Consider the following 22,624-nt stretch of genomic DNA (forward strand, 5'->3'; position numbering starts at 1 on the left):
TTTCCCGTACGGTTCGCGTTCGAGCACGCTAAGAACTACTGAGGACCGGTCTACGAGGCCCCTGCGAGCACTCCCCCGGAACGGCGCCGGCCGAGCCGGCGGGCGGCGGCCAGGGCCGGGTCGAGGGACGGGACGGCGGCCAGCAGCTCCCGGGTGTAGGCGTGGGACGGCCGGTCGTAGACCTCGTCGACGGGGCCCTCCTCCACGATCACCCCGCCCCGCATGACCGCGACCCGGTCGCTGACCTGACGCACCACGGCGAGGTCGTGCGCGATGAACACCAGCGCGATGCCGAGCTCCCGCTGGAGCTCGGCCAGCAGGGCGGTGACCTGCGCTTGCGTGGTCACGTCGAGGGCCGAGACGGGCTCGTCGCAGACGATCAGCCGCGGCCGGGGCGCGAGGGCCCGGGCGATGCCGACGCGCTGGCGCTGGCCTCCGCTGAACTCGTGCGGGTACCGGTCGTAGTGGGCCTCCTCCAGCCCCACCCGGACCAGCAGTTCGCCGACCCGGTGCCGGATCGCCCGCCGGTCCGTCTCGCCCGCCGCGCGCAGCGGGTCCGCGATGGACTCGCCGATCGAGCGGCGCGGGTTGAGCGAGGACACCGGGTCCTGGAACACCATCTGCACCCCGGGGACCACCCCGACGCTCTCCGCTCCGTCCCGCCGGACCTGTCCGGAGGTGGGCTCCAGCAGCCCCACGAGCATCCGCCCGAGGGTGCTCTTGCCGCTGCCGCTCTCCCCGACGATCCCGAGCGTCTCCCCACCCCGCACGGCCACCGAAACCCCACCCACGGCCTCCACCCGCCGCTTTCCCCGCCCGAACTCCTTCCGCAACGAGAAGGCCTCGACGACGGGCACATCCGCCGGGTCCCGATCCAGCTCAGCCACATCCAGCCCCGCCGGCGTTTGAGGCGCGGGGCCCGGGGCAGAGCCCCGATCCTTGACCCGCACGGACCCACCCGGCCGGGTCACCACCCGCACGGCGTCAAGCCTCGGCACAGCCGCCAGCAGCGCGGCGGTGTACGGATCGGCCGGAGCCGACAGCACGGACTCCACCGGGCCCCGCTCGACCACCACACCGTCCCTCATCACCAGCACCGCGTCCACGCTCGAAGCCGCCACGCCCACGTCGTGCGTGACCAGCAGCAGCCCGAGCCCCCGCTCCTCCCGCAGCCCGTGCAGCAGGTCGAGGATCTGCGCCTGGACGGTGACGTCCAGCGCCGTGGTCGGCTCGTCCGCGATCAGCAGCTTCGGCTCGCAGGCCAACGCCATGGCGATCAGGGCCCGTTGGCGCATGCCACCGCTGAACTCGTGCGGCCGCGCCCGGGAGCGGCGCACCGCGTCGGGTATGCCCACCCGGTCCAGCACCTCCACGGCCCGGGCCCGCGCCGCGCGCCGCGTCACGGCGGCGTGCACCCGGTACACCTCGGCGATCTGGTCGCCGATGGCGTAGTACGGGTCCAGGGAGCTCAGCGGGTCCTGGAAGACCATCGCGGCGACGGCCCCGCGCAGCTCCCGGAGCTGGGCCGGGGAGGCCGCGCCCACGTCGGTGCCGCCGACCCGGACGGTGCCGCCGAGCCGCGCACCGGTCCCGTGGTGCAGCCCCAACAGGGCTGCCGCGACGGTTGACTTGCCGCTCCCGGACTCCCCCACGATGCCCAGGGCGCGGCCGGGCTCCAGGGTGAAGGACACCCCGTCCACGGCCCGTACGTACTCCCCCGGCCGCCCGACCGGGAACTCGACGGTGAGGCCGGTGACGTCCACCAGCGCAGCCTGCGTCATGCCAGAACCACCCTTCGGTCCGCGACGGCGTACAGCACGTCGGCGACGACGCCGGCGAGTACGACGGCCGCGCCGATGGCGAGCACCACGCCCACCACCACGGGCAGGTCCACGACCCGTACGCCGTCGATGAGGGTCTTGCCGAGCCCGGGGATCCCGAACAGCGACTCGGTCAGCACGGCGCCGCCGATCATCGTGCCGAAGTCCACGGCACTGAGCGCGATCACCGGCGCCACGGCGCCCCGCACGGCGTGCCGGGTCACGATGGCCCGCTCCCCGACCCCGTAGGCGCGGAAGGTGCGGATGTGGTCCTCGGCGAGCGTCTCCAGGGTGGAACTGCGGCTCAGCCGGGCGTACTTGGCGCTCTCGAAGAAGCCGAGGGTCACCCAGGGCAGCAGCATGTTCCACGCCCACTGCTCGGGATCGTCGCCGAGCGGTACGTACGTGGGGAAGGGCAGCCACTGGAGGTAGGCGCAGACGGCCATGAGCAGCAGCAGCCCGAGGATGAAGACGGGGGTGCCGGTGGCGGCGAGGGTGAGCACGGTCAGGGCCCGTTCGGTGAGCCCGCCCCGGCGCAGCGCGGAGAGCAGTCCGGTGCCGACGCCGATCACGAGCCAGATCACCAGCGCGCCCAGCGCCAGCGACAGGGTCGCGGGGAGCCGCTCCAGCAGCAGCGCGGTGACCTGCTGGTCGTTCTGGTACGAGAATCCGAGGCAGGGCGCGTCGCAGTGCAGGACGAGCCCGGCTCCGCCGGAGGAGTCCCGGCCCACCAGCAGTCCCTGGAGGAAGTGCAGGTACTGCGCGACCACCGACTCGTTCAGCCCGAGCTGTTCGCGCACCTGGGCGATCTGCGCCGGGTTGCAGCGCTCCCCGCAGGCGAGGCGGGCGGGGTCGCCGGGGACCAGGTAGAAGAGGGCGTAGATCACGACGGACAGCGCGAGCAGCACGAGCAGTGCGCCGCCGGTCCGTTTGAGCACGAAGCGGGTCACGCCGTGCGCTCCTTTCTGGTGCCGACCCTCAGCCGCGAGTCCTCGCGCGGGTCGAGGGCCGTGCGGACGGCGTCGCCGAGCACCGTGAAGGCGAGCACGGTGACGAAGAGCAGCCCGGCGGGGAGCAGGACGTAGGCGGGGTCGGCGCGGAACCAGGTCTGGGCGCTGGAGAGCATCTGCCCCCACGAGGGGGTGGGCGGCTTCACGCCGACCCCGAGGAAGGACAGCGAGGCCTCGACCACCATGGCGGTGGGCACCTTGATCGCGGCGAGGGTGATGACGGGCGCGGCCAGCGAGGGCAGCAGCTCCCGGCGGGCGATCCGCAGGGTGCCGTTGCCGGAGAGCCGGGCGGCGTCCACGAAGTCCAGCTCCTTGAGGGAGAGGGTCTGGGCGCGCACCATCCGGGCGAGGCCGCCCCAGTCGAGCAGTCCGATGACCAGGATCAGCAGCAGCGGCCGCGGGAACCCGGCCGGGACGACGGCGGTGAGGGCGATGGCGATCACCAGCATGGGCAGGGCGATCATCACGTCGGTGACGCGGCTGACGAGCTGGCCGGCGAACCGGCCGCCGAGCGCGGCGGCGAGCCCGACGGCCACTCCGACGAGGACCTGGACGAGGGTGGCGCCGAGCGCGACCAGCAGGGAGATCCGGGCTCCGTAGAGCAGCCGGGTGAACAGGTCGCGGCCGGTGCCCGGTTCGACGCCGAGCCAGTGCTCGCCGGAGATCCCGCCGAAGGAGCCGAGCGGGACGCCGCCGCGCGCGGAGTCGACGAGCTCGTCGTGGTAGGCGTTCGGGTCCTGGCCGGTGAGGTGCGCGAACAGCGGTGCGGCGAGGGCGAGGAGGACGAGGAGAGCCAGGACGGCGGCCGCCGCCACGGCCGAGGGCCGGGCGCGCAGCCGCCGCAGGATCTGCCGCCCGACGCCCGGCCCCGGGGCGGTGACCCCGGGGCCGGACGCCGACTGCTGGGCGAGGAGCGTCACCGGACTTCTCCGAGTAGACCCCGGCCTTCAGGCCGGGAGGGGATGGACCCTCGGACCGGAGTCGCGAATTGGCGGAGGTCTCTGCACATCTGTCCTGACCTGTACTTTCGGCTGTTGTCAGTGGTCGTGGATAGGTTCTTGGGATGGTGACGACACCGATGGCGAGGGATGCCGGGCACGCCCGGTGGACCTTCCGCGTGCGCGCGTCGTCCACCGCGCTCGCCGCCCTGATGGGCGAGTGGGACCGGTGCCGCTGGATCTGGAACGAGTGCTGCGCGAAGTCGAAGCAGACACACCTGTGGAACAAGGACCGGCCCGAGGGTTCGGACAAACGGACCTGTGGTCCGGCCCAGCTCGACAAGATGCTGACCGAAGCCCGCACCAAGAACACCTGGCTTCGCGAGGGGTCCTCGGTTCCACAGCAGCAGTTGGTCCGGGATTTCGGGAAGTCCCGCTCCAAGGCTCAGAAGGACATGAGGGACCGGCTGCCGATGCGGCAGCGGGCCGGGATGCCGAAGTGGAAGAAGGACAGCCTCGGGCACTGGTACTGCTCGTTCGTCGTCCCCGCAGAGGTCGAGCCACTTTCGGAGACCGGCGCGGTGATCGGTATCGACTGGGGTGTGAAGGAGACCGCGACCACCACCAGCGACGCCCACGACCTGCCCCATGCCGAGCATGGGAAGAAGGCGCAGACGAAATTGACCCGTTACCAGCGGATGATGGCCCGCCGGAAACCGGCGAAAGGCAAACCCGGGTCTAAGGGCTACCGGTGGGCGAAGAAGCGAGTCGCGGAGCTGCACAAGAAGGTGGCCCGGCAACGCCAGGACACCGGCCGTAAGTGGGCCAAATCCGTCGTCCGCGACCACGACTCCCTGGCGGTGGAGGACTTCCGTCCGAAGTTCCTCGCCAACTCCACCATGGCCAGGAAGGCGGCCGACGCGGCGATCTCCGCCACGAAGACGGCCCTGATCGAGATGGGCCGAAAGCACAACCGGACTGTGCACCTTGTCCATCCCGCGCACACCACCATGGACTGCGCCCAGTGCGGAGCGAGAACCAAGCACGCGCTACCTCTCTCGGAACGAACGTATGCCTGCACCGTGTGCGGAGTCGTGTCCCCCAGGGACAAGAACTCCGCACACGTCATGCTGGTCCGGGCTGGTCTCAACCCGGCTGGTGCTGATCGCGGAAGACCGGACCAGGCGCTGCCTGGCCTGGCAGCGTGAGCTAGAAATCCCCGATCAGCCCTGGAGGGTGAGGAATTACTCGCCCTCCAGGGCGGGGAGGATTCAATTGACCGAGACCTGCGAGATGTCGAGGACGCCGGTCCAGTCGCTGATGACGACGTTCTTGACGTCCTTGCCGACGAGCCGCTTGTAGACCGGGTGGAAGAGCGGGACGTCGAGGGCCTGCTCACCGATCTTCTTGTCGAGGGCGCCCCAGCGCTTGCCGGCCGCCGCGAGGTCGGTCAGCTTGGCGATCTCGTCGATCTCGGTGTTGACCGCCGGGTCGTTGAGCTGGGCGTGGTTGTAGTTGCTGCCGTTGGTGACGATCTGCCGCCCGTCGTAGATCGGGGCGAGGAAGGGAGCGCCGGACGGCCAGTCGGCGCCCCAGCGGGAGAGGAAGAAGCCGGGGGTGTTCTTGACGTCCCAGCGCTTCTCGTTGAAGGCGTTGTTCTCCAGCCCCTCCAGCTTGACGGTGATTCCGGCGGCGGCGAGGCCCTGCTGCACGGCGGTGGCGACTTCGGGGCTGGTCTGCCGGTTCTGGGCGTTGGAGTGGGTGAGCGTGATGGTCAGCCCGTCCTTGTAGCCCGCCTCGGCCAGCAGTTCCTTGGCCTTGGCCGGGTCTCCGGTCTTGCCGGCCGGGAAGTGGTCGTACGGGGTGAAGCCGAAGGCCTCCTGCTCGGGCAGGAAGGTGGTGGCGGGTTCGGCGAGGGCGGAGCCGCCGGCGGCGTTGATGACGCTGGTGCGGTTGATCGCGTAGGAGATCGCCTGGCGGACCTTCGGGTTGTCGAAGGGGGCGACCTTCGGGTTGAAGGCCAGGTAGTTGACGTAGCCGAAGTGCCCGGTGCCGACCCGCCCGCTCAGCTCCTTGTTGTCACCGATCTGGGCCAGCTCGGCGGGGCCGAGGTTGGTGTCGGTGGTGACGGCTGCCGCGTCGGCGCCGGAGCTGGTGGACAGGCGCTGGTTGATGACCGCCGCGTCGAGCCCGGAGCGGACGTCGATCTTGTCCGGGTAGGCCTTGCGCTCCTCGTCGGTCTTCTCGTCCCAGTTCTCGTTGCGCTCCAGGCTGAGGTGCTCGCCGTCGTTCTCGTTCTTGACGACCTTGTACGGTCCGGAGGAGACCGGGTGCTCCTCGTACTTGACCCCGGTGTCCTTGGCCTTGGGCACGGGTGCGAACTGCGTCTGCGTGGCGAGGAAGGGGAACTCCCCCTCGGGCTTGCGGAGTTTGAAGACGATCGTCTTCGCGTCGGGCACGACGATCGAGTCGAGCCCCTTGCCGCCGTCCTTGTACGGGCCCTCGTACGTCTCCCCGCCGACGAGCCAGTCGCGCAGGTACGGGGCTCCGCCCGACAGCTCGGCGGCGAAGGACCGCTCGATGCCGTACTTGATGTCGGCGGTGGTGATCGGCGAGCCGTCCTCGTACTTCAGCCCGTCCTTGAGCGTGTACGTCCACTCGGTGGCGTCGGCGTTGGGCTTGCCGAGGTCGGTGGCCAGGTCGGGCACCACCTTGGCGCCGGCGGGGCCGGCCTCGCGGTTGCGGGTGGTGAGCGTGCGGAACACGAGCGAGGGGACGTTGCCGCCGCCGGAGGTGTACAGGCGGGCCGGGTCGAAGTCGCTCTGCGGCTCGTTGTTGAGGACGGTCAGGGTGCCGCCCTTCTGCAGGGCGGCCCCGGTGGCGCCCGCCTTGTCGCCGGCGGAGGCCTTGTCCGTGCCGTCCGTGGGCCCGCAGGCGGCGGCGCCCCCGGCCAGAACGACGCTGACGGCGACCGCGGCCACGCGGCGCGATATGAGGGACTGACGGGCCATGGGAAAAGGGACCTCTCGGCGTGAAGGGAGATGCGGAAAAGGCCACGCGAGGGGCAGCGGTCCACGTCGGAGCGGTCGGCGGCGTGCCGACGGCGGGGACGGAAGAACGGAAGACGCCGCACCTGCGGGCAAAGAGCCCCGGGCGCGGCGGAACGATGAAGAAAAGAGGACGTCGCGCGCTCAGGGAGGCGTCAGCGACAGAAGATGTCGGCCACGCTGTGCGCGGTCACACCAAGCAGCGCCAGCTCAATGGCGGCGCTCGCGGTGGTGGTGTGCAGCTGCGACATGCGGAGAACAATGACCGACCATCGAACACTTTGTCAAAGCCCCAGATCAACTCCCGGGATACACCCAGGGGTTGGGCTTGCACTGGATTCCGTTGATGTCCAGGGACTTCGTCTGCTGCTGCATGATCGGGGCGAGTGCGCCCGGCGTCTGACAGCTCACGTGGCCGTGGCCGAGCCGGTGGCCGACCTCGTGGTTGATGAGCATCTGGCGGTAGGCGAACATTTGGTCCGGGCCGAACGTCGCCGAACCCTGCGCCCAGCGGTACGCGTTGATCATCACGCGGTTGGTCGACGCGGAGTCGCAGGAGACGTTGTCGATGGTGGTGTCGAGTCCGGACTTCTTGCACCAGACGCCGGTGGTCCCGGGGCTGGCGAGCGTGATCACGAAATCGGCCTCGCCGCCCGGCACCCGCTCGAAGGTCTTCGTACCGCCGTGGCCCCAGCTCCGGTCGTCGTTCAGCGTGCGGTGCACGGCCTCGGCGAACAGCTGCGGATCCAGGCCGAGCCCCTGCTCCACGTCGACGCGGTAGCGGACCACCTTCCCCTTGCCGGGAGCCTGCGCCACACCGGGCACGGTGTCGAAGGCGCCGGGGCCCTTCAGCTTCTCGTCGATCGGGAACTGCTGCGCCATCTTCTGGTCGTACGAGAGCTCCGGCGCGGCCTTGATGGCCGCGGAGGCGTCCGGGGTGGGCCGGCCGTCGGAACGGGAGACGGCGGAGTTGCCCTGGGCGGTATGGCTGTTGCCCTCGTCGGCGGCGCGCACGGGGTTCTTGCCGCTGTCGTTCTCGGAGGCGGCCTGGCCCGCGACGATGACGGCGAGCGCGACGGTGACGGCCGCGGCGGCCATCCCGGCGTACGTACGGCTCTTGCCGCTCCGTCCGCCGGCGGACGGAGCCTCCTTCGGCTCTTCCGCGGGGGTGGCGACCGGCGCGCGCGGCGCGGGGATCCGGCGGTGCGATCCGGTGGCGGTGAAGGCGTCCCCGGAGAAGGCGTCCCCGCCGACGGTGACTCCGCGGTGAGACCCCGTCTCGGTGAAGACGTCCTCGGCCGCGGGGACTCCGCGGAAGGAGCCCGTCGTGGCGAAGACGTCCTCGTGGACCGGGACCCGGCGGTGCGAACCCGTCGCTGTGAAGGCGTCCTCGGCGACCGGGACCCCGCGGTGCGAGCCCGTCGAGGTCATCGGCGAGTCGAGGGTGACCTGCGGGAAGCCGACCGCGGGGGTGCCGAAGGCCGGGGTGTCGTAGACCGGGGCGTCATAGACCGGCGTGCCGAAGGCCGAGCTGTCGTAGACCGGGGTGCCGGAGGCAGGGCTGTCGTAGACGGGAGCGTCGAAGGCGGGGCCGTCGTGGACCGGAGTGCCGAAGGCAGGGCTGTCGTCGTAGACCGGGGTGCCGAAGGCGGGGCTGTCGTAGGCCGGGGCTGCCGGACGGGTGCGCGGGGCCCCGCGCCAGTCCCCGTACGTCGCACCGGTGCCGGCGGCCGCACCCCAGGCTCCGCCGGGCTCGTGCTGTTCCGGGTGTCCGCCGCGCGCGGCGGACACCGGCTCGCGGCGCGGCGGGGCCGCGTACCCGCGGGGGGCGGCGGCCGGCTCGGCCCACCCGGCCGGGGCCGGGGCCGCGGCCCGGGCGCCGGCCTGTTCGGCCGGCTGCGGATGGCCTGAGCCGGGGCCGGGAGCCTGGCCCGACTCCTTGCGACTATGTCGTCCCACGTCTTCAGACCTTGCCGTCCTCGTCGGTGTTCACGGTGTGCTCCGCCGCGGCCGGATCCGCTGCGCCCGGGTCCGGCTCGGCGCCGTGCCCGTCGGTGGAGGCGGCGGCGTCCAGCAGCTCCCGGAAGGCGGCCGCGACCACCTCGGGGTACTCCATCATCGCCACGTGCCCCGCCTCGGGCAGGGACAGCAGACGCGAACCCCGGTAGGCCGCGGCGGCCTTGCGCGCCATACGGTACGAGACGAGCTGGTCCCGGCCACCGTAGACCAGCAGGGTCGGTGCGAGCACCCGCTGTGCCTGGCGCCACAGTCCGTGCTGGCCACCGAGGGTGTAGGCATCGACGATGCCGCGCGAGGACCGGGTCATCGCGTCCCAGAAGTACGGCAGTGCGAGCCGCCGTTCCATTTCCTCGACGGCCAGCTCGAACGCCTCGGGCGTCACTCGCGAGGGGTCCCCGTAGCAGAGGTCCGTCACCCCCCGGGTGCGCTGCTCTGCGCTCAGGCCCCGGGTGAGGCGGCCGAAGAGCCCGGCCACGCCGGGCACGGCGAGCAGCGCGGTCGGCACGGCCGACTTCTGCACGCGCAGTTCCGGCAGGGCCGGGGAGACCAGCGTCAGCGTGCGCACCAAGTCGGGCCGGACGGCCGCGACCCGGGTGGAGACGGCGCCGCCGAGGGAGTTGCCGAACAGGTGCACCGGTCCGCGTCCGGCGGCGTCGAGGTGCCGGATGACGGCGCGCGCGAGGCCGGTGACGGAGTAGTCCCGGTCGGCGGGCGGCGGGGACCAGCCGAAGCCGGGCAGGTCCAGGGCCTCGCCGTCGACGGAATCGGCCAGCCGCGCCATGAGCGCGGACCAGTTCGCCGAGGATCCGCCGAGCCCGTGGACGAACAGCGCGGGCGGCAATCCGGCCCGGACCGGCGGGCGGACCCGTACGGCCATTTCCAGCCCGGGCAGCCGGTCGGTGCGCAGCTGCTCACCTTCGGCCACGCGCACGGCCCCCACCTGGGAAGACTGGCCGGAAGACGAGGGGTCGGTGGACCGTACGCCCGGCAGCTCGGTCGAAGACATGGGGCAATGTTACGAGACGATCACGCGGGTCCTCTTGTGTTCGCCGTCACAGATGCTTGCGGAACCGCCTAGCGGGGTATGCGCGATCCTCCTAGGCTCGTAAGTGGAAAGGGGTGCTCCATGACTGTCGACCCTGCGGAACCGGACACCTTCCAGTCAGAGCTGCGGGACAACCTCGATGCGGAAGCCCCCGAGGCGGATGCGGCGGAGCAGAACACGGAGTTGAACCCGACCGAGGACGATCCGCTCACCCCTGTCGGCCAGCGCGAAGCCTCCGAGGGGGACGCCGCGGAGCAGACCCGGGTGGTGCCCCTGGACGATGACGACTACCGCTGAGCCAGCGCTGACCAGCATCTCCGGTGGGTGACCGGCGGTCCGTACCGCGAGAAAACTCGGCTTGAACCCTCCAGATTCGGTTACCGAAAAGTACGATGGCCGCGCGGCGCAAGGCGCACTGTGTTCTAGAGAAAGTGGGAGGCGGCGTGACAGCCATCGAGCAGACCGAGGCAGCGCGTCCGCGGGGCACGCGACTTCCGCGCCGGGCCCGGCGCAACCAGCTCCTGGGTGCCGCCCAGGAGGTCTTCGTCGCGCAGGGTTACCACGCAGCGGCCATGGACGACATCGCGGAGCGTGCCGGCGTCAGCAAGCCGGTGCTCTACCAGCACTTTCCCGGCAAGCTCGACCTCTACCTGGCGCTCCTGGACCAGCACTGCGAGTCCCTGCTGCTCGCCGTGCGCACCGCGCTGGCGTCGACGAACGACAACAAGATGCGCGTCGCCGCGACGATGGACGCCTATTTCGCGTACGTGGAGGACGAGGGCGGCGCCTTCCGGCTCGTCTTCGAGTCCGACCTGACCAACGAGCCGGCCGTGCGCGAGCGCGTCGACCGCGTCTCGCTGCAGTGCGCCGAGGCCATCTCGGACGTCATCGCCGAGGACACCGGCCTGTCCAAGGACGAGTCGATGCTGCTGGCCGTGGCCCTGGGCGGGGTCTCGCAGGTCGTGGCCCGGTACTGGCTGTCGAGCGAGAGCCCGGTCGCCCGTGACACCGCGGTGGGGTTGCTGACCTCCCTCGCCTGGCGCGGAATCGCCGGCTTCCCGCTGCACCCGACGGACGCCTGAGCTGCGCCGGCCCGGCTTTCCGGGCCGGCCCCGGCGGTCCCCGCCGGTCTGACCGGCGGCTGTTCGCTGCGAGCGTTTTCGCCGCGCGGCGGACACGTCCCCTCTCCGGGCTAATGTGGACCGGGTAACGGCGCGGCTGATCGCGCGAACCGGACCGTCGGAGGGACAAGGCCGTGGAGGTCAAGATCGGCGTGCAGCACGCACCCCGGGAGATCGTGCTCGAGAGCGACCTGAGTGCCGAGGAGCTGGAGAGCATCGTCACCGCCGCCCTGTCCGGCTCGGCGCCGCTGCTGAGCCTCACGGACATCAAGGGCCGCAAGGTCCTGGTGCCGTCCGAGCGCCTGTCGTACGTCGACCTGGGCGAGCCCAGCGTGCGCAAGGTCGGCTTCGGCGCTCTCTGAGCACCCTGAAGTACCGAGAACGGCCCGGTGGAGGACTCCGCCGGGCCGTTTCCGTTTCCTCCGCTTCGGGTAGGACCGCTGTAAGACACGCTCCCGGTACGCCCCGGTACGTCCGCCGCTCGAGAGGATCTTCCATGCTGCTGATCGAGGCGCTCGGCTCCGCTCTCCTGGGCCTCGCCCTGGCCGGGGCTGCCGTGCGTGTGCTCGGCCCGCGGCTGCCGTCCTCGCGGGTGGTCCTGGCGAGCGGAGTGGCGGGCGCCCTCTTCGGGGCCTATCTGACGCACACCGCGCTGGGCCCCGGGCACAACACCTTGTTCGCGACCCTCATCGGCGGCGCCCTCGTCTCGGCGGTGGTCCTGTCCCTGCTGCTGCGGCCCGCGGGCCGGGCGGGGAGGCCGCCCCGCCGGGCTCCGTTTTCGGTTCCGACGCGGGGCTAGACGGCCCCACCGACCCATGACGCCTGATGCATGACCTCGGCCCCCGCACGGAAGCTTCCGTGCGGGGGCCGAGGTATGTCCGTCTTCGGGGCCGGGACTACGCCGCCAGTCCCAGGGCCGCCATGCGCTTGGTGTGCGCCTTGGTGATCCGGGTGAACATCTCGCCGACGGCCGCCAGGTCGAAGCCGGCCGCCATTCCGTCCACCCCGCCGACCAGCATGGTGGAGAGCGCGTCGCGCTCGGCGACGACGCGCTGCGCCTGCGAGAGCGCCTCGCCCATCAGCCGGCGGGCCCACAGCGCGAGCCGGCCGCCGCAGCGCGGGTCGGCCTCGATGGCGGCGCGCACCTTCTCGACGGCGAAACCGCCGTGGCCGGTGTCGTCGAGCACGCTCACGACGAGCCCGCGGGTGTCGGTGTCGAGGTGGGTGGCCACCTCGCGGTAGAAGTCGCTGGCGATGGAGTCGCCGACGTACGCCTTGACCAGGCCCTCCAGCCAGTCCGACGGGGCGGTCTGGCGGTGGAAGTCGTCGACGCCCTTCGCGAAGGGCTCCATCGCGGCGGTGGCGTCCTCGTCGATCGCGGCGAGCCGGTCGCGCAGGCGCTCGAAGTGGTGGAACTCGGCGGAGGCCATCTTCGCGAGCTCGGCCTTGTCCCCGAGGGTGGGCGCGAGCTTGGCGTCCTCCGCGAGGCGTTCGAAGGCCGCGAGCTCGCCGTACGCGAGCGCCCCGAGGAGGTCCACCACGGCGGCGCGGTACTGCGGCGACGTGGAGGCCGTGGCCCAGTCCTGGGCGGCGATGCCGGCTGCCTCGGCGGGGGCGCCTTCGTCGGCGGGCGATGCGTTTTCAACGGTCGACATGCTCCGCACAATAGCTCGCCGAAACGCACCACGAACCACCTGCTCAGTCCACGTAAACGCGCCTACCTGGTGAATTCACCCGACACGGCTGCGAGATTCCGGGGTACAGTGGTAATGCGCCTGCCGAACACTCGGCGGGCCATCCGAATGAGGATGCCCGGTCGGTGGCCCGATCGGCTCCACCCGACCGCCCTCGGCGTGATGCGTGCGTTCATACGTACCGTCCCACGAGGGGCCCCCTCAGCGGCATAAAGCGCCTGAGCGATGGCTCGTGGTCCCGCGCAGCTTCGTACGTACGTAGTAGTACTGCAAGCCCGGCACGGTACGACCCCCTTCGCCGCCTCGCGCCGCGTCTCACAGAAGAGGCAGCACCCTGACTACGTTCCGAGACCTCGGGATCTTTCCCGAGACGGCCGAAGCCCTTGAGGCCGTCGGCATTGTGTCCCCCTTCCCGATCCAGGAGATGACCCTCCCCGTCGCCATGTCCGGCACGGACGTCATCGGCCAGGCCAAGACCGGTACCGGCAAGACGCTCGGTTTCGGCCTCCCCCTGCTGGAGCGCGTCGTCGTCCCCGCGGACGTCGAGGCGGGCCGTTCCACGCCGGATCAGCTCACCGACGCCCCGCAGGCCCTCGTGGTGGTTCCGACCCGCGAGCTCTGCACCCAGGTCACCAACGACCTCCTCACCGCGGGCAAGGTCCGCAACGTCCGCGTCCTCGCCATATACGGCGGCCGCGCGTACGAGCCTCAGGTCGAGGCGCTCAAGAAGGGCGTCGACGTCATCGTCGGCACCCCGGGCCGCCTGCTCGACCTGGCCGGACAGAAGAAGCTCGACCTCTCCAAGGTCAAGGCCCTCGTCCTGGACGAGGCCGACGAAATGCTCGACCTGGGCTTCCTGCCCGACGTCGAGAGGATCATGAGCTACCTGCCGGCCAAGCGTCAGACGATGCTGTTCTCGGCGACCATGCCGGGTGCGGTCATCGGCCTGGCCCGCCGGTACATGACCCAGCCGACGCACATCCGCGCCGTCTCGGAAGACGGTGAGGGCGCGACCGTCGCCAACACCACGCAGCACGTCTTCCGTGCGCACAACATGGACAAGCCGGAGCTCGTCTCCCGCATCCTGCAGGCCGAAGGCCGCGGGCTCGCCATGATCTTCTGCCGCACCAAGCGCACCGCGGCCGACATCGCCGAGCAGCTCGAGAAGCGCGGCTTCGCGTCCGGCGCCGTCCACGGCGACCTGGGCCAGGGCGCCCGCGAGCAGGCGCTGCGCGCCTTCCGCAACGGCAAGGTCGACGTGCTGGTCTGCACCGACGTCGCCGCGCGCGGTATCGATGTCGAGGGTGTCACCCACGTCATCAACTACCAGACGCCCGAGGACGAGAAGACCTTCCTGCACCGCGTGGGCCGCACCGGCCGCGCGGGCAAGAAGGGCATCGCCGTCACCCTGGTCGACTGGGACGACATCCCGCGCTGGCAGCTGATCAACAAGGCGCTGGAGCTGGACTTCCACGACCCGGTGGAGACGTACTCCACGTCCCCGCACCTGTACGAGCAGATGAACATCCCGGCCGGCACCAAGGGCGTCCTGCCGCGCGCCGAGCGCACGCGGGCCGGCCTGAAGGCCGAGAACCTGGAAGACCTGGGCGAGACCGGCGGCCGCGGTGGCCGTGGCGGCCGCGACGGTGGCCGTGACAGCGGCCGCGACGGTGGCCGTGACCGTGGACGCGATGCCGGCCGCGACGGTGGACGTGACGGTGGCCGCAGTGCCGCCGCCCCGGTCGCCGAGGAGCGTCCCGCCCGTGCCCCGCGCCAGCGCCGCCGCACCCGTGGCGGCTCGGACCAGGGCGCCGAGCTCCTGACCCCGGTGACCGTCGAGGCCACCCCGGTCGCCGCCGCGGCCCCGGTCGCCCCGGCGGTCCAGGCGGTCCAGGCGGTCCAGGCGGTCCAGGCGGTCCAGGCCCCGGAGGCTCCGGCCGCCGACGAGGCGCGCAAGCCGCGCCGTCGCCGGACCCGGTCGGCCGCTCCGGCCGCCACCTTCGTGTCCCCCGCGGCGAAGCTGGAGCCCCTGGCCCCGTTCGTCAGGGAGCCGGAGCCGGACTTCCAGATCGCCCCGCCGGTCGAGCCGGTCCGGGAGCGCCGTACCAGCGCCCCCCGGAGCAGCGCCCCGCGTGTCCGTGCCCCCCGCAAGGCAGCGGCCGCTCCGGCCGCCGCCCCGGTGGCCGAGGTCGTCGCCCAGGCCGCCGTGGTCGAGGCTCCGGCCGTCGTCGCGGTCGCGGTAGCCGAGGAGGCCCCGGTCAAGCCGAAGCGCACGCGGACCCGCAAGGTCGCGGCTGCCGCCCCGGCCGCCGAGGTCGTCGCCGAAGCTGCCGCTCCGGTGGCGGAGGAGGCTCCGGTCAAGCCGAAGCGCACCCGCACCCGCAAGGTCGCGGCTGCCGCCCCGGAGGCTCCGGCCGCCGAGGCCGCCGCTCCGGTCGCCGACGAGGCTCCGGTCAAGCCGAAGCGCACGCGGACCCGCAAGGCCGCCTCCGCGGTGGAGACCCCGGAGGCGTAACGCCTTGCCGATGGCCCCGGTCCCCTTTCGAGGGGGCCGGGGCCATCGGCGTACCCGGTCCGCGCGGAGCTCCCGTACGGACGTACGGGGCTCCCGTACAGGCGTACGGGCCGGTAACCTCGGGCCATGAGCAAGCCCCCGACCCTCACGCTCCCGCCCGCGGCCCGTGCGCACCGCCTGGCCACGGCCCGCGGCGAGTTCGCCGTGCACGAGGCCGTGCCCGCGGGGCCGGCCCGCGGTACCGCCCTGCTGGTGCCCGGTTACACCGGCAGCAAGGAGGACTTCATCGGCCTCCTCGGGCCGCTGGCCGACGCCGGGTACCGAGTGGTCGCCGTCGACGGCCGCGGCCAGCACGAGAGCGGCGGCCCGCGCACGCAGGCCCCGTACGCCCTGGCGGAACTGGCGCGGGACGTCCTCGCGCAGACCGCCGCCCTGGGCGCGGCCGGTCCGGTGCACCTGCTGGGGCATTCGCTGGGCGGGCTGATCGTCCGGGCGGCCGTGGTCCGCGATCCGGCCCCGTACGCCAGCCTCACGCTGCTGAGCAGCGGCCCGGGCGCGGTCTGCGCGGACCAGCAGGGCCGTACGAAGCTCCTGGTCTCGGCGCTGGAGGCGATGGGCGACGACATGCCGGGCATCTGGGCGGCCATGCGCGCCATGGATCCGCGCGACGCACCCGCCGAGGAACCGGCCCTCGCGGACTTCCTGCGCGCCCGCTGGCTGGGCACCCTCCCCGAGCAGCTGATGGTCACCGGCCGGGCGCTGATCGAGGAGCCGGACCGGATCGACGAGCTCGCCGCCGCGGCGCCCGGACTGGCGAAACTGGTGCTGTCCGGGGAGTCGGACCCGGTGTGGCCGGTGTCGGAGATGGACGCGATGGCGCACCGGCTGGGCGCGGCGCGGGTGGTGGTCCCGGGGACGGAACACTCTCCGAACGCCGAGGATCCGGCGGCCACGGCGGCGGCGCTGGAGGCGTTCTGGAAGGCCTCCGAGGAGTCCTCCGCGTAGCCCTGCGAGGGTCCTCTGACGTCTCCGACACCCGTTAGTAGTTAGACAAGGAAAAAATTTCCTTAGCGTAGGGAATGTTTGCGGCTTACACTTCGTTAACCCTGTACAAGGAGAAACACTGACGAAGGGAGAAGCCCCATGCGCTTCGAGATTCTGCGCCTGGACGACGTCGACGGATCTGCCGTGGACAGCACCGTCGTGGACGCGGCCTCCGTCAACCGGATCGTGCAGCAGGCCGCGGCCGTCGGCCAGCGCATCCTGATCCGACCGGCTGAGACCGTGTCCAACTGACCGCGTCCACCTATTCGCCGAACGCCCCCGCACCGATCCCGGTGCGGGGGCGTTCGCATGCGCGCGTCCGGCGCTACGAGCTCTCGATCACCTGGAGCACGCCGTTGATGATCTGCTGGACCGCGATCGCGGACAGCATCATGCCCGCCAGGCGCGTCACGAGGACCACGCCGCCGTCCTTGATCACGCGGATGATGACGAGCGAGTAGCGCATCACCACCCACAGCACGATGTGCATCGCGACGATCGCAGCCCACACCGAGAACTGGCCGGTGACCCCGTCGGCCTTCTGCACGGCCAGGATCACCGAGACGATCGCGCCGGGCCCGGCGAGCAGCGGCATCCCGAGCGGGACGAGCGCGACGTTCACGTCCTTGGTCTGCTTCGGCTCGTCGGTCTTGCCGGTGAGCAGGTCGAGCGCGATGAGCAGGAGCAGCAGCCCGCCCGCGATCATCAGGGCCGGCACGGAGACGTGCAGGTAGTCGAGGATCTGCTGGCCGCAGAGGCCGAAGACGGCGATGACGCCGAAGGCGACGCAGACGGCCTGCCAGGCCATGCGGCGCTGCACCTTGGCGGGGCGGCCGGAGGTCAGCGCGAGGAAGATGGGCGTGATCCCCGGAGGGTCCATAATCACAAAAAGCGTGAGAAAGAGGGATCCGAAGACGGCGAAATCGAGCACAGTGATGCCTTGCAGGAGAGGGGTGTCACGAAAAAGAGGGGGAAGGGCGGGAGGGGCGGCGACAGAGGTCAGCCGCGTACGCGTCCACCGGCGCCGGGAACCGGGAACGCCCCGGTGGCACGGCGGGTGATCTCGCCGTAGATCTCGGGGTCGGTCGTGTACTCCCCGAGGCGGCAGGTCTTGCGGCTGCCGTGGTAATCGCTGGATCCGGTGGTCAGCAGACCGAGATCGGCGGCCAGGCCGCGCAGGCGCGCGCGGGTGGCCTCGTCGTGGTCCATGTGGTCGACCTCGATGCCGTCGAGGCCGGCCGAGGCGAGAGCGGCTATCGCACTCTCGGGCACGCAGGTGCCGCGCTTGACGGCGGCGGGGTGCGCGAAGACGGTGACCCCGCCGGCCGCCTTGACCAGGCGGATCGCGTCGAAGGGGTCGAGCTCGTGCTTCTCGGCGTACGCGCGGCCCCCGTCGGCGAGCCAGTCCGCGGTGAACGCGTCCGACACGGTGCGCACGACGCCCAGCTCGACGAGCGCGGCGGCGATGTGCGGGCGGCCCACGGAGCCGTCACCGGCGATCCGGGCCACCTGCTCCCAGGTGATGTCCACCCCGAGGCCCTGCAGCTTGCCGATCATGGCCTGCGCGCGCGGGACGCGGTCGTCGCGTACGAGCTCCCGCTCGCGGTGGAGCTCGGGCTCTTCGGGGTCGAAGAGGTACGCCAGCATGTGCATGCCGATGCCGTCGAGCCGGCAGCTCAGCTCGGCGCCGGTCACCAGGGTCAGCCCCTGGGGCAGTGCGGCGATGGCCTCGCGGTATCCGGCGACGGTGTCGTGGTCGGTCAGCGCCACCACGTCGAGCCCCGCACCGGCGGCGTTGCGGACCAGCTCGGCCGGGGTGTCCGTACCGTCCGAGGCCGTGGAGTGGGCGTGCAGATCGATGCGCACAGCCGAACTCCAGGGTTCACACGCGGACGGGGGACACTCCAGGATACCGTCCGCTTTTCCCGGTAAGGGCCCCACAGGCCCGGCCGCGCCGGGGACCGCAGGACGGCCCGCGCCGGGCGGCCGCCGGACGGAGTCCGGCGCAGCGCCGCGAAACCGGGGAGGCGCCCCCGGCGCCGAGCCGCGCGAGCGGCGCGTCAGGAGGACAGAATGCGGGGGCTCAGGGCGCCGCAGGGCAGCAGCTCGACCTCGGCTCCCGCGTCGCGCAGGTCGGTCAGGACCAGCTCGTCGTACATCAGCAGGCCCGACTGCTCCGGCCAGACGATCGCCCACAGCCACAGCCCGCGCGCCTCTCCGGCGAAGACGGCCCGGTCCTCGGGGACGCCGGTGACGTGCCAGAGCGGCGTCGGGCGCCCGGCGGCGACCACCTTGGCGTGCGGCGGGGCGGAGACGTTCATGTAGCGGCCCGGGTCGGGGGCGTCGAGGCCGGCGAAGCGCGCGCCCAGGCCGACGCCCAGCTCCTCGGCGATCAGCAGCAGCTCGCCGATGCCGCCGAGCGGGCCGGGCCCCGAGCAGGCCACGGCGGTGGCCCGGCCGCCGCTGCGGTCGTCACCGGCGGAGGCGATCCCGGTGAACAGCCAGCCGACGGGCAGCGGCCAGGGCATCCAGACCGGCACCTGCGCCCGGTTCACCACCACGCCCAGGCCTTCGACGCTCGGCGGGATCACGGGCTGCAGGGGATGGACCGTGCCGTGTATCGCGCACTGCCAGGAGTCGGCGAAAAGACCGGGCGCCCTGACCCGGCCACCACACTTCGGGCAACTCGGTTCGCCCCTCATAAGAAGCCACGCTCCTCCCCGCCGCGCGCCCCGTCAAGATGCGATCACCCGTCCGGGCGGCCGGGCGGCGGCCCGATGCTCAGTCCAGTGGGACTGCCGTACGCAGAGGGTCCCGCAGATCCGTGCCGCGCGCGAGCCAGCGTTCCTGCAGGGCGGCCGCTCCGTGGACCCGTTTCCACGCCGCCTCGTTCGCCGTCATCGGCAGGAGGGGGAAGAAGGAGACGGGGTCCATCGGGTCGTCCAGGACGAGGTCCTCCACCAGCCCGCCGGGCTCCGCGACGAGCACGGAGGTGAACGGGGCCCCCTCCCACAGGGGTTCGCCCACGTCCAGTGAGGCTCCGGGCGTCACGATGAGCCCTTCCACCTGGGGCGAGGCCGCCAGTACGGCCAGCGGCCGCAGCAGCCTGTCGGTGGGCGCGAGCCCGCCCCGTACGGTCAGCACGAGCTCCGCGCGCGGGCCGCGGACCGGGTCGGAGACCACCGCCGTGGGGTCGGTCATGGGCTGGGCGGACATGCCGAGGGTCGCGTACCGCACCAGGTCGCCCTCGGTGAAGCGGAGGACTTCGAAGCGGTCGGTGCCCAGGAAGGTGACGGCGGCGCGGGCGTCGGGTTCGCCGAGCGCGGCGCGCAGCCGGGCTTCCACAAGGGCCAGAATTTCTGCCATGGAGCGAGCATAGAACTCGTATCAGCCGGGTAAAGAGCGGCTCTTGACCATCCGTCGGCTGATATCGTTGACCGCTGGTCGGGGACGCTCTCAGAAGAGAAGTTTCAGTGCCCCGGCGACAGGACGTCCCTTACGGGGGACCGGCCGGAGGAGGTGGGGCTGCGGTGCATCGAAGTCGATCGCACAGTACGTGCGGTACCTCTCGCTCTTCCACTTCGCCGACGGGCGCGCCGCGCCCCCTTTGATCCGCGCGTCTTTGAATCCAGACGCCGGATCGGTCGAAGAGCGACGGAAGCACTGTGTCCTCCCGTCCTGATCCTTCCGCCTGCCCGCCCGGACTGCCGACCGGGTGAGGGTGCCGTCCGGAAGGACCTCCCACCCGTACGGTCCGCAGCCGTGCGCGCGAAGGAGCCTGCCATGTCGATGCTGCCCTACCTCCGTGCCGCCGTCCGCCCCGCACTGCGCAGGTCCACGCCGGCGCAGCCGGGCTACGACACCACCCGCGACCCGTCCGCGAACAGCGCGGTGGTCGACTGCGCCGTCTACCGCGACGGGCGGCGCGCCGTGCGCGCGCCGGGAGCCCCCTGCCTGACGCCCCGTGAGGCGCTGCGCGAGGTCCGCGCGGACGGCGGATTCGCGTGGATCGGCCTGCACGAGCCGACCGAGGCCGAGTTCGCCGGGATCGCCGCCGTGTTCGGACTGCACCCGCTCGCGGTGGAGGACGCGGTGCACGCGCACCAGCGGCCGAAGCTGGAGCGCTACGACGACACCCTCTTCACCGTCTTCAAGACGATCCACTACGTCGAGCACGCCGAACTCACCGCCACCAGCGAGGTGGTGGAGACCGGCGAGGTGATGTGCTTCACCGGCCCCGACTTCGTCATCACCGTCCGGCACGGCGGCCACGGCTCCCTCAAGGGCCTGCGCCACCGCCTCCAGGACGATCCGGCGCTCCTCGCCAAGGGCCCGTCGGCCGTCCTGCACTCCCTCGCCGACCACGTGGTCGACGGGTACATCGCCGTCGCCGCGGCCGTCCAGGACGACATCGACGAGGTGGAGAGCGAGGTCTTCGCCGCCCCCGCCAAGGGCAGTGCGCGCGGCGGCGACGCGGGCCGCATCTACCAGCTCAAGCGCGAGGTGCTGGAGTTCAAGCGGGCCGTCTCCCCGCTGCTGCGCCCCATGGAGCTGCTCAGCGAGCGCCCGATGCGGCTGGTGGAGCCCGACATCCAGAAGTACTTCCGCGACGTCGCCGACCATCTGGCCCGCGTGCACGAGCAGGTCGTCGGCTTCGACGAGCTGCTGAACTCCATCCTCCAGGCCAACCTGGCGCAGGCGACCGTCGCGCAGAACGAGGACATGCGCAAGATCACCTCCTGGGCGGCGATCATCGCCGTGCCCACGATGATCTGCGGCGTGTACGGAATGAACTTCGAGCACATGCCTGAGCTCCAGTGGCGCTACGGCTATCCGATGGTGATGGCCACCATCGCCGGGACCTGTTTCACCATCCACCGGGCCCTGCGGCGCCACGGCTGGCTGTGAGGGCGCTGGCTGTGAGGGCGCCGGGGGCGCTGGCTACCCTGTGCGCATGACTCTCAGCGCGCTCGATCTGGCCCTCGTCGAGGAGGCCACCAAGAAGTCCGGCCTCATCTGGGTCCGCGGCTCCGGGGCGGACCGCGGCCTGTGGCACGCCTGGGTGGACGGCGCGGCGCACGTGCTCGGCGACGGGCCCGGGGAGCAGCCGTTCCCGGGGCTCGCGGACGGGGCCGCGGCCGAGGTGACCGTGCGCAGCAAGGACAAGGGCGGCCGGCTCGTCGCGTGGACGGCGACCGTACGCGAGCTCGTGCCCGGCAGCGAGCCGTGGGAGGCCGCGGTGGCCGAGCTCAAGGGCAAGCGGCTCAACGCGCCCGACTCCGCCGAGATGACCGCCCGCTGGGCGCGGGAGTGCCGGCTGCTGCGCCTGGAGCCGGAGTCGGTCCGGGCCGCCCTCCCCGAGGGTTCGCTGGCGGCGGCTCCGCTGGGCTCCCCGGCGACGACCCGGCAGCCCGTCCCGGCCGGTCTGCCGAAGCTGCTGCTGAAGCGGAAGAAGAAGGCCTCCCGCTAGGCGGAGCGGGCCAGGCGAGATCCGAAAGAGACGGCCTAGCCCTGCGGGTTGGCGCCCTGGCCCGAGCCCTGGCCGGAGCCGCCCTCCTGGTCCTTGGTCGTGGGCAGCTCGGATCCGTAGTCCACGGTCTGGTCGGGCGCGGGCGCGGTGAGCTCGACCGGCTTGCCCCATTCCGCGAGGGTCACCCGGCCGGCGCCGCCCGCGCGTTCCATGAGGAGCGGGTACGGCGTGCCCTCCAGGGAGACCGAGAGCTTGCCGCCCTTGCCCTGGTCCGCCGAGACCTGGACGGCGCGGGTGGGGCCGACCTTGGTGTAGTCCTCGCCCTTGGTGAGCTTCCCGTCGAGCCCGAGCAGCCCGTCGAGCATGACCTGCATGTCGGTGAACCCGCGGAACTGCTTGTAGGAGGGGTCGCCCTCGGGCACCTTGACGAACTTGTCGCCGAGCTTGCCGGCCGCCTCGGACTGGCCCCAGAAGGCGGCGCCCGCCTTGAGGTAGAGCTGCTCGCCGACCCGCAGCAGCTGGAAGGTGGTGTCGTCCTGGGACTTCACCTCGCCGGAGCCGCCGTCCGCCCCGAGCCGCATGTCCAGGGTGAAGGACTTGCCGCCGCTGACGAGCGTGCCGGACAGGTGGACCGACTGTGCCCCGGTGACGGCCGTCTTCGCCTTGTCCTCGATCTGGTCGGCGGACAGCTTCCCGACCCCGTTCGTTCCCTCGTCGGGATCCGCTCCGCACCCCGTGCCGACGACGGCCAGGCCCGCGCACAGGGCACTGACGAAGGCGGCCCGGCGCAGCCGCGGGGCGGGGAAATAGGCGGTCACGGGCAGGTGCCCCTCTCGTTGCGTGGCGAGCAGCTGGCAGCGTACCCGCCCGTACGCGGGCCCCTGCGCGGCGCCCGCGCACA

23 protein-coding genes are annotated in these 22,624 nt (G+C 71.9%); 10 read left to right on the top strand and 13 right to left on the bottom strand.

Annotation, left to right across the window (positions count from 1 at the left end):
• Positions 1 to 50: 50 nt before the first annotated feature.
• From ACE1OC_RS14315 to ACE1OC_RS14325, 3 genes are read right to left on the bottom strand one after another with little or no spacing between them, the layout of a single operon-like run.
• Positions 51 to 1,781: a dipeptide ABC transporter ATP-binding protein gene (locus ACE1OC_RS14315; protein ID WP_407837335.1), complete on the bottom strand. Its 1,731-nt coding sequence runs from the start codon at positions 1,779 to 1,781 to the stop codon at positions 51 to 53.
• Complete coding sequence (locus tag ACE1OC_RS14320) at positions 1,778 to 2,770, bottom strand: ABC transporter permease (RefSeq protein ID WP_407837336.1); 993 nt, start codon at positions 2,768 to 2,770, stop codon at positions 1,778 to 1,780. The genes ACE1OC_RS14315 and ACE1OC_RS14320 overlap by 4 nt, the downstream gene beginning before the upstream one ends.
• Positions 2,767 to 3,750: an ABC transporter permease gene (locus ACE1OC_RS14325; protein WP_407837337.1), complete on the bottom strand. Its 984-nt coding sequence runs from the start codon at positions 3,748 to 3,750 to the stop codon at positions 2,767 to 2,769. The genes ACE1OC_RS14320 and ACE1OC_RS14325 overlap by 4 nt, the downstream gene beginning before the upstream one ends.
• Before the next feature lie 143 nt (positions 3,751 to 3,893).
• Between ACE1OC_RS14325 and ACE1OC_RS14330 the strand changes: the two genes are divergently transcribed.
• Entirely contained in the window at positions 3,894 to 4,976 is a 1,083-nt protein-coding gene (locus ACE1OC_RS14330; RefSeq protein ID WP_407837338.1) for an RNA-guided endonuclease InsQ/TnpB family protein, read from the top strand.
• A 63-nt stretch (positions 4,977 to 5,039) separates the two neighbouring features.
• Here the strand turns inward: ACE1OC_RS14330 and ACE1OC_RS14335 are convergent, their stop codons facing one another.
• From ACE1OC_RS14335 to ACE1OC_RS14350, 4 genes are all read right to left on the bottom strand, one after another.
• Positions 5,040 to 6,779, bottom strand: coding sequence for an ABC transporter substrate-binding protein (locus tag ACE1OC_RS14335; RefSeq protein ID WP_407837339.1), 1,740 nt, complete (start codon positions 6,777 to 6,779; stop codon positions 5,040 to 5,042).
• A 191-nt stretch (positions 6,780 to 6,970) separates the two neighbouring features.
• Positions 6,971 to 7,066, bottom strand: a complete 96-nt coding sequence (locus tag ACE1OC_RS14340; protein WP_374683980.1) for an Ms4533A family Cys-rich leader peptide — start codon at positions 7,064 to 7,066, stop codon at positions 6,971 to 6,973.
• A gap of 46 nt (positions 7,067 to 7,112) precedes the next feature.
• Positions 7,113 to 8,774 carry a DUF3152 domain-containing protein gene (locus tag ACE1OC_RS14345; RefSeq protein WP_407837340.1) on the bottom strand — a complete coding sequence of 554 codons (1,662 nt, stop codon included), beginning with the start codon at positions 8,772 to 8,774 and terminating at the stop codon, positions 7,113 to 7,115.
• 4 nt (positions 8,775 to 8,778) lie between these two features.
• Positions 8,779 to 9,840 carry an alpha/beta fold hydrolase gene (locus tag ACE1OC_RS14350; protein WP_407837341.1) on the bottom strand — a complete coding sequence of 354 codons (1,062 nt, stop codon included), beginning with the start codon at positions 9,838 to 9,840 and terminating at the stop codon, positions 8,779 to 8,781.
• A 120-nt stretch (positions 9,841 to 9,960) separates the two neighbouring features.
• Here ACE1OC_RS14350 and ACE1OC_RS14355 point away from each other — a divergent pair, with 120 nt between their 5' ends.
• The 4 genes from ACE1OC_RS14355 (at position 9,961) to ACE1OC_RS14370 (ending at position 11,799) form a co-directional block, all read left to right on the top strand.
• Positions 9,961 to 10,176 carry a hypothetical protein gene (locus ACE1OC_RS14355; protein WP_407837342.1) on the top strand — a complete coding sequence of 72 codons (216 nt, stop codon included), beginning with the start codon at positions 9,961 to 9,963 and terminating at the stop codon, positions 10,174 to 10,176.
• A 146-nt stretch (positions 10,177 to 10,322) separates the two neighbouring features.
• Positions 10,323 to 10,961: a TetR family transcriptional regulator gene (locus ACE1OC_RS14360; RefSeq protein ID WP_407837343.1), complete on the top strand. Its 639-nt coding sequence runs from the start codon at positions 10,323 to 10,325 to the stop codon at positions 10,959 to 10,961.
• A 173-nt stretch (positions 10,962 to 11,134) separates the two neighbouring features.
• Entirely contained in the window at positions 11,135 to 11,362 is a 228-nt protein-coding gene (locus tag ACE1OC_RS14365) for a DUF3107 domain-containing protein (RefSeq protein WP_250741766.1), read from the top strand.
• Between the two features lie 134 nt (positions 11,363 to 11,496).
• Positions 11,497 to 11,799 carry a hypothetical protein gene (locus ACE1OC_RS14370; RefSeq protein ID WP_274549439.1) on the top strand — a complete coding sequence of 101 codons (303 nt, stop codon included), beginning with the start codon at positions 11,497 to 11,499 and terminating at the stop codon, positions 11,797 to 11,799.
• Positions 11,800 to 11,896: 97 nt separating this feature from the next.
• On the opposite strand, the gene ACE1OC_RS14375 is transcribed toward ACE1OC_RS14370, so the two are convergent.
• Positions 11,897 to 12,655: a ferritin-like fold-containing protein gene (locus ACE1OC_RS14375; protein ID WP_407837344.1), complete on the bottom strand. Its 759-nt coding sequence runs from the start codon at positions 12,653 to 12,655 to the stop codon at positions 11,897 to 11,899.
• Positions 12,656 to 13,118: 463 nt separating this feature from the next.
• On the opposite strand from ACE1OC_RS14375, the gene ACE1OC_RS14380 reads away from it, so the two are divergent.
• The 3 genes from ACE1OC_RS14380 to ACE1OC_RS14390 all read left to right on the top strand — a co-directional run bounded on the left by ACE1OC_RS14380 (position 13,119) and on the right by ACE1OC_RS14390 (position 16,505).
• Positions 13,119 to 15,209: a DEAD/DEAH box helicase gene (locus ACE1OC_RS14380; RefSeq protein WP_407837345.1), complete on the top strand. Its 2,091-nt coding sequence runs from the start codon at positions 13,119 to 13,121 to the stop codon at positions 15,207 to 15,209.
• A 126-nt stretch (positions 15,210 to 15,335) separates the two neighbouring features.
• Complete coding sequence (locus ACE1OC_RS14385; RefSeq protein ID WP_407837346.1) at positions 15,336 to 16,214, top strand: alpha/beta fold hydrolase; 879 nt, start codon at positions 15,336 to 15,338, stop codon at positions 16,212 to 16,214.
• 138 nt (positions 16,215 to 16,352) lie between these two features.
• Positions 16,353 to 16,505, top strand: coding sequence for a hypothetical protein (locus ACE1OC_RS14390; protein ID WP_243335969.1), 153 nt, complete (start codon positions 16,353 to 16,355; stop codon positions 16,503 to 16,505).
• Between the two features lie 73 nt (positions 16,506 to 16,578).
• Here the strand turns inward: ACE1OC_RS14390 and ACE1OC_RS14395 are convergent, their stop codons facing one another.
• The 4 genes from ACE1OC_RS14395 to ACE1OC_RS14410 all read right to left on the bottom strand — a co-directional run bounded on the left by ACE1OC_RS14395 (position 16,579) and on the right by ACE1OC_RS14410 (position 19,619).
• Positions 16,579 to 17,184, bottom strand: coding sequence for a MarC family protein (locus ACE1OC_RS14395; RefSeq protein ID WP_351384538.1), 606 nt, complete (start codon positions 17,182 to 17,184; stop codon positions 16,579 to 16,581).
• 68 nt (positions 17,185 to 17,252) lie between these two features.
• Positions 17,253 to 18,119 carry a PHP domain-containing protein gene (locus ACE1OC_RS14400; RefSeq protein ID WP_407837347.1) on the bottom strand — a complete coding sequence of 289 codons (867 nt, stop codon included), beginning with the start codon at positions 18,117 to 18,119 and terminating at the stop codon, positions 17,253 to 17,255.
• Positions 18,120 to 18,313: 194 nt separating this feature from the next.
• Positions 18,314 to 18,955, bottom strand: a complete 642-nt coding sequence (locus ACE1OC_RS14405) for a DUF6758 family protein (RefSeq protein ID WP_250741759.1) — start codon at positions 18,953 to 18,955, stop codon at positions 18,314 to 18,316.
• A 79-nt stretch (positions 18,956 to 19,034) separates the two neighbouring features.
• The gene (locus tag ACE1OC_RS14410) at positions 19,035 to 19,619 is read right to left on the bottom strand and encodes a suppressor of fused domain protein (protein ID WP_250741758.1); all 585 of its coding nucleotides are present in this window, start codon (positions 19,617 to 19,619) and stop codon (positions 19,035 to 19,037) included.
• A 417-nt stretch (positions 19,620 to 20,036) separates the two neighbouring features.
• Between ACE1OC_RS14410 and ACE1OC_RS14415 the strand changes: the two genes are divergently transcribed.
• Both ACE1OC_RS14415 and ACE1OC_RS14420 read left to right on the top strand, forming a co-directional pair.
• Positions 20,037 to 21,161, top strand: coding sequence for a magnesium and cobalt transport protein CorA (locus ACE1OC_RS14415; RefSeq protein ID WP_407837349.1), 1,125 nt, complete (start codon positions 20,037 to 20,039; stop codon positions 21,159 to 21,161).
• 46 nt (positions 21,162 to 21,207) lie between these two features.
• Positions 21,208 to 21,723, top strand: coding sequence for a hypothetical protein (locus ACE1OC_RS14420; protein ID WP_407837351.1), 516 nt, complete (start codon positions 21,208 to 21,210; stop codon positions 21,721 to 21,723).
• A gap of 35 nt (positions 21,724 to 21,758) precedes the next feature.
• Here ACE1OC_RS14420 and ACE1OC_RS14425 read toward each other — a convergent pair whose 3' ends face one another.
• On the bottom strand, positions 21,759 to 22,541 hold the full coding sequence (locus tag ACE1OC_RS14425) for a hypothetical protein (RefSeq protein ID WP_407837352.1): 783 nt from the start codon (positions 22,539 to 22,541) through the stop codon (positions 21,759 to 21,761).
• Positions 22,542 to 22,624 lie beyond the last annotated feature (83 nt).

Origin of the sequence: Streptomyces stoeckheimensis, assembly GCF_045822005.1 — a bacterium.
GTDB lineage: Bacteria > Actinomycetota > Actinomycetes > Streptomycetales > Streptomycetaceae > Streptomyces > Streptomyces stoeckheimensis.

What these genes read in the sequence shown, in the direction of transcription:
- ACE1OC_RS14315 (WP_407837335.1), bottom strand. Translation starts at nt 1,781, where the DNA reads ATGACGCAGGCTGCGCTGGTGGACGTCACCGGCCTCACCGTCGAGTTC.
- ACE1OC_RS14330 (WP_407837338.1), top strand. Translation starts at nt 3,894, where the DNA reads ATGGTGACGACACCGATGGCGAGGGATGCCGGGCACGCCCGGTGGACC.
- ACE1OC_RS14335 (WP_407837339.1), bottom strand. Translation starts at nt 6,779, where the DNA reads ATGGCCCGTCAGTCCCTCATATCGCGCCGCGTGGCCGCGGTCGCCGTC.
- ACE1OC_RS14340 (WP_374683980.1), bottom strand. Translation starts at nt 7,066, where the DNA reads ATGTCGCAGCTGCACACCACCACCGCGAGCGCCGCCATTGAGCTGGCG.
- ACE1OC_RS14350 (WP_407837341.1), bottom strand. Translation starts at nt 9,840, where the DNA reads ATGTCTTCGACCGAGCTGCCGGGCGTACGGTCCACCGACCCCTCGTCT.
- ACE1OC_RS14355 (WP_407837342.1), top strand. Translation starts at nt 9,961, where the DNA reads ATGACTGTCGACCCTGCGGAACCGGACACCTTCCAGTCAGAGCTGCGG.
- ACE1OC_RS14370 (WP_274549439.1), top strand. Translation starts at nt 11,497, where the DNA reads ATGCTGCTGATCGAGGCGCTCGGCTCCGCTCTCCTGGGCCTCGCCCTG.
- ACE1OC_RS14375 (WP_407837344.1), bottom strand. Translation starts at nt 12,655, where the DNA reads ATGTCGACCGTTGAAAACGCATCGCCCGCCGACGAAGGCGCCCCCGCC.
- ACE1OC_RS14380 (WP_407837345.1), top strand. Translation starts at nt 13,119, where the DNA reads ATGACCCTCCCCGTCGCCATGTCCGGCACGGACGTCATCGGCCAGGCC.
- ACE1OC_RS14385 (WP_407837346.1), top strand. Translation starts at nt 15,336, where the DNA reads ATGAGCAAGCCCCCGACCCTCACGCTCCCGCCCGCGGCCCGTGCGCAC.
- ACE1OC_RS14390 (WP_243335969.1), top strand. Translation starts at nt 16,353, where the DNA reads ATGCGCTTCGAGATTCTGCGCCTGGACGACGTCGACGGATCTGCCGTG.
- ACE1OC_RS14405 (WP_250741759.1), bottom strand. Translation starts at nt 18,955, where the DNA reads ATGAGGGGCGAACCGAGTTGCCCGAAGTGTGGTGGCCGGGTCAGGGCG.
- ACE1OC_RS14410 (WP_250741758.1), bottom strand. Translation starts at nt 19,619, where the DNA reads ATGGCAGAAATTCTGGCCCTTGTGGAAGCCCGGCTGCGCGCCGCGCTC.
- ACE1OC_RS14415 (WP_407837349.1), top strand. Translation starts at nt 20,037, where the DNA reads ATGTCGATGCTGCCCTACCTCCGTGCCGCCGTCCGCCCCGCACTGCGC.
- ACE1OC_RS14420 (WP_407837351.1), top strand. Translation starts at nt 21,208, where the DNA reads ATGACTCTCAGCGCGCTCGATCTGGCCCTCGTCGAGGAGGCCACCAAG.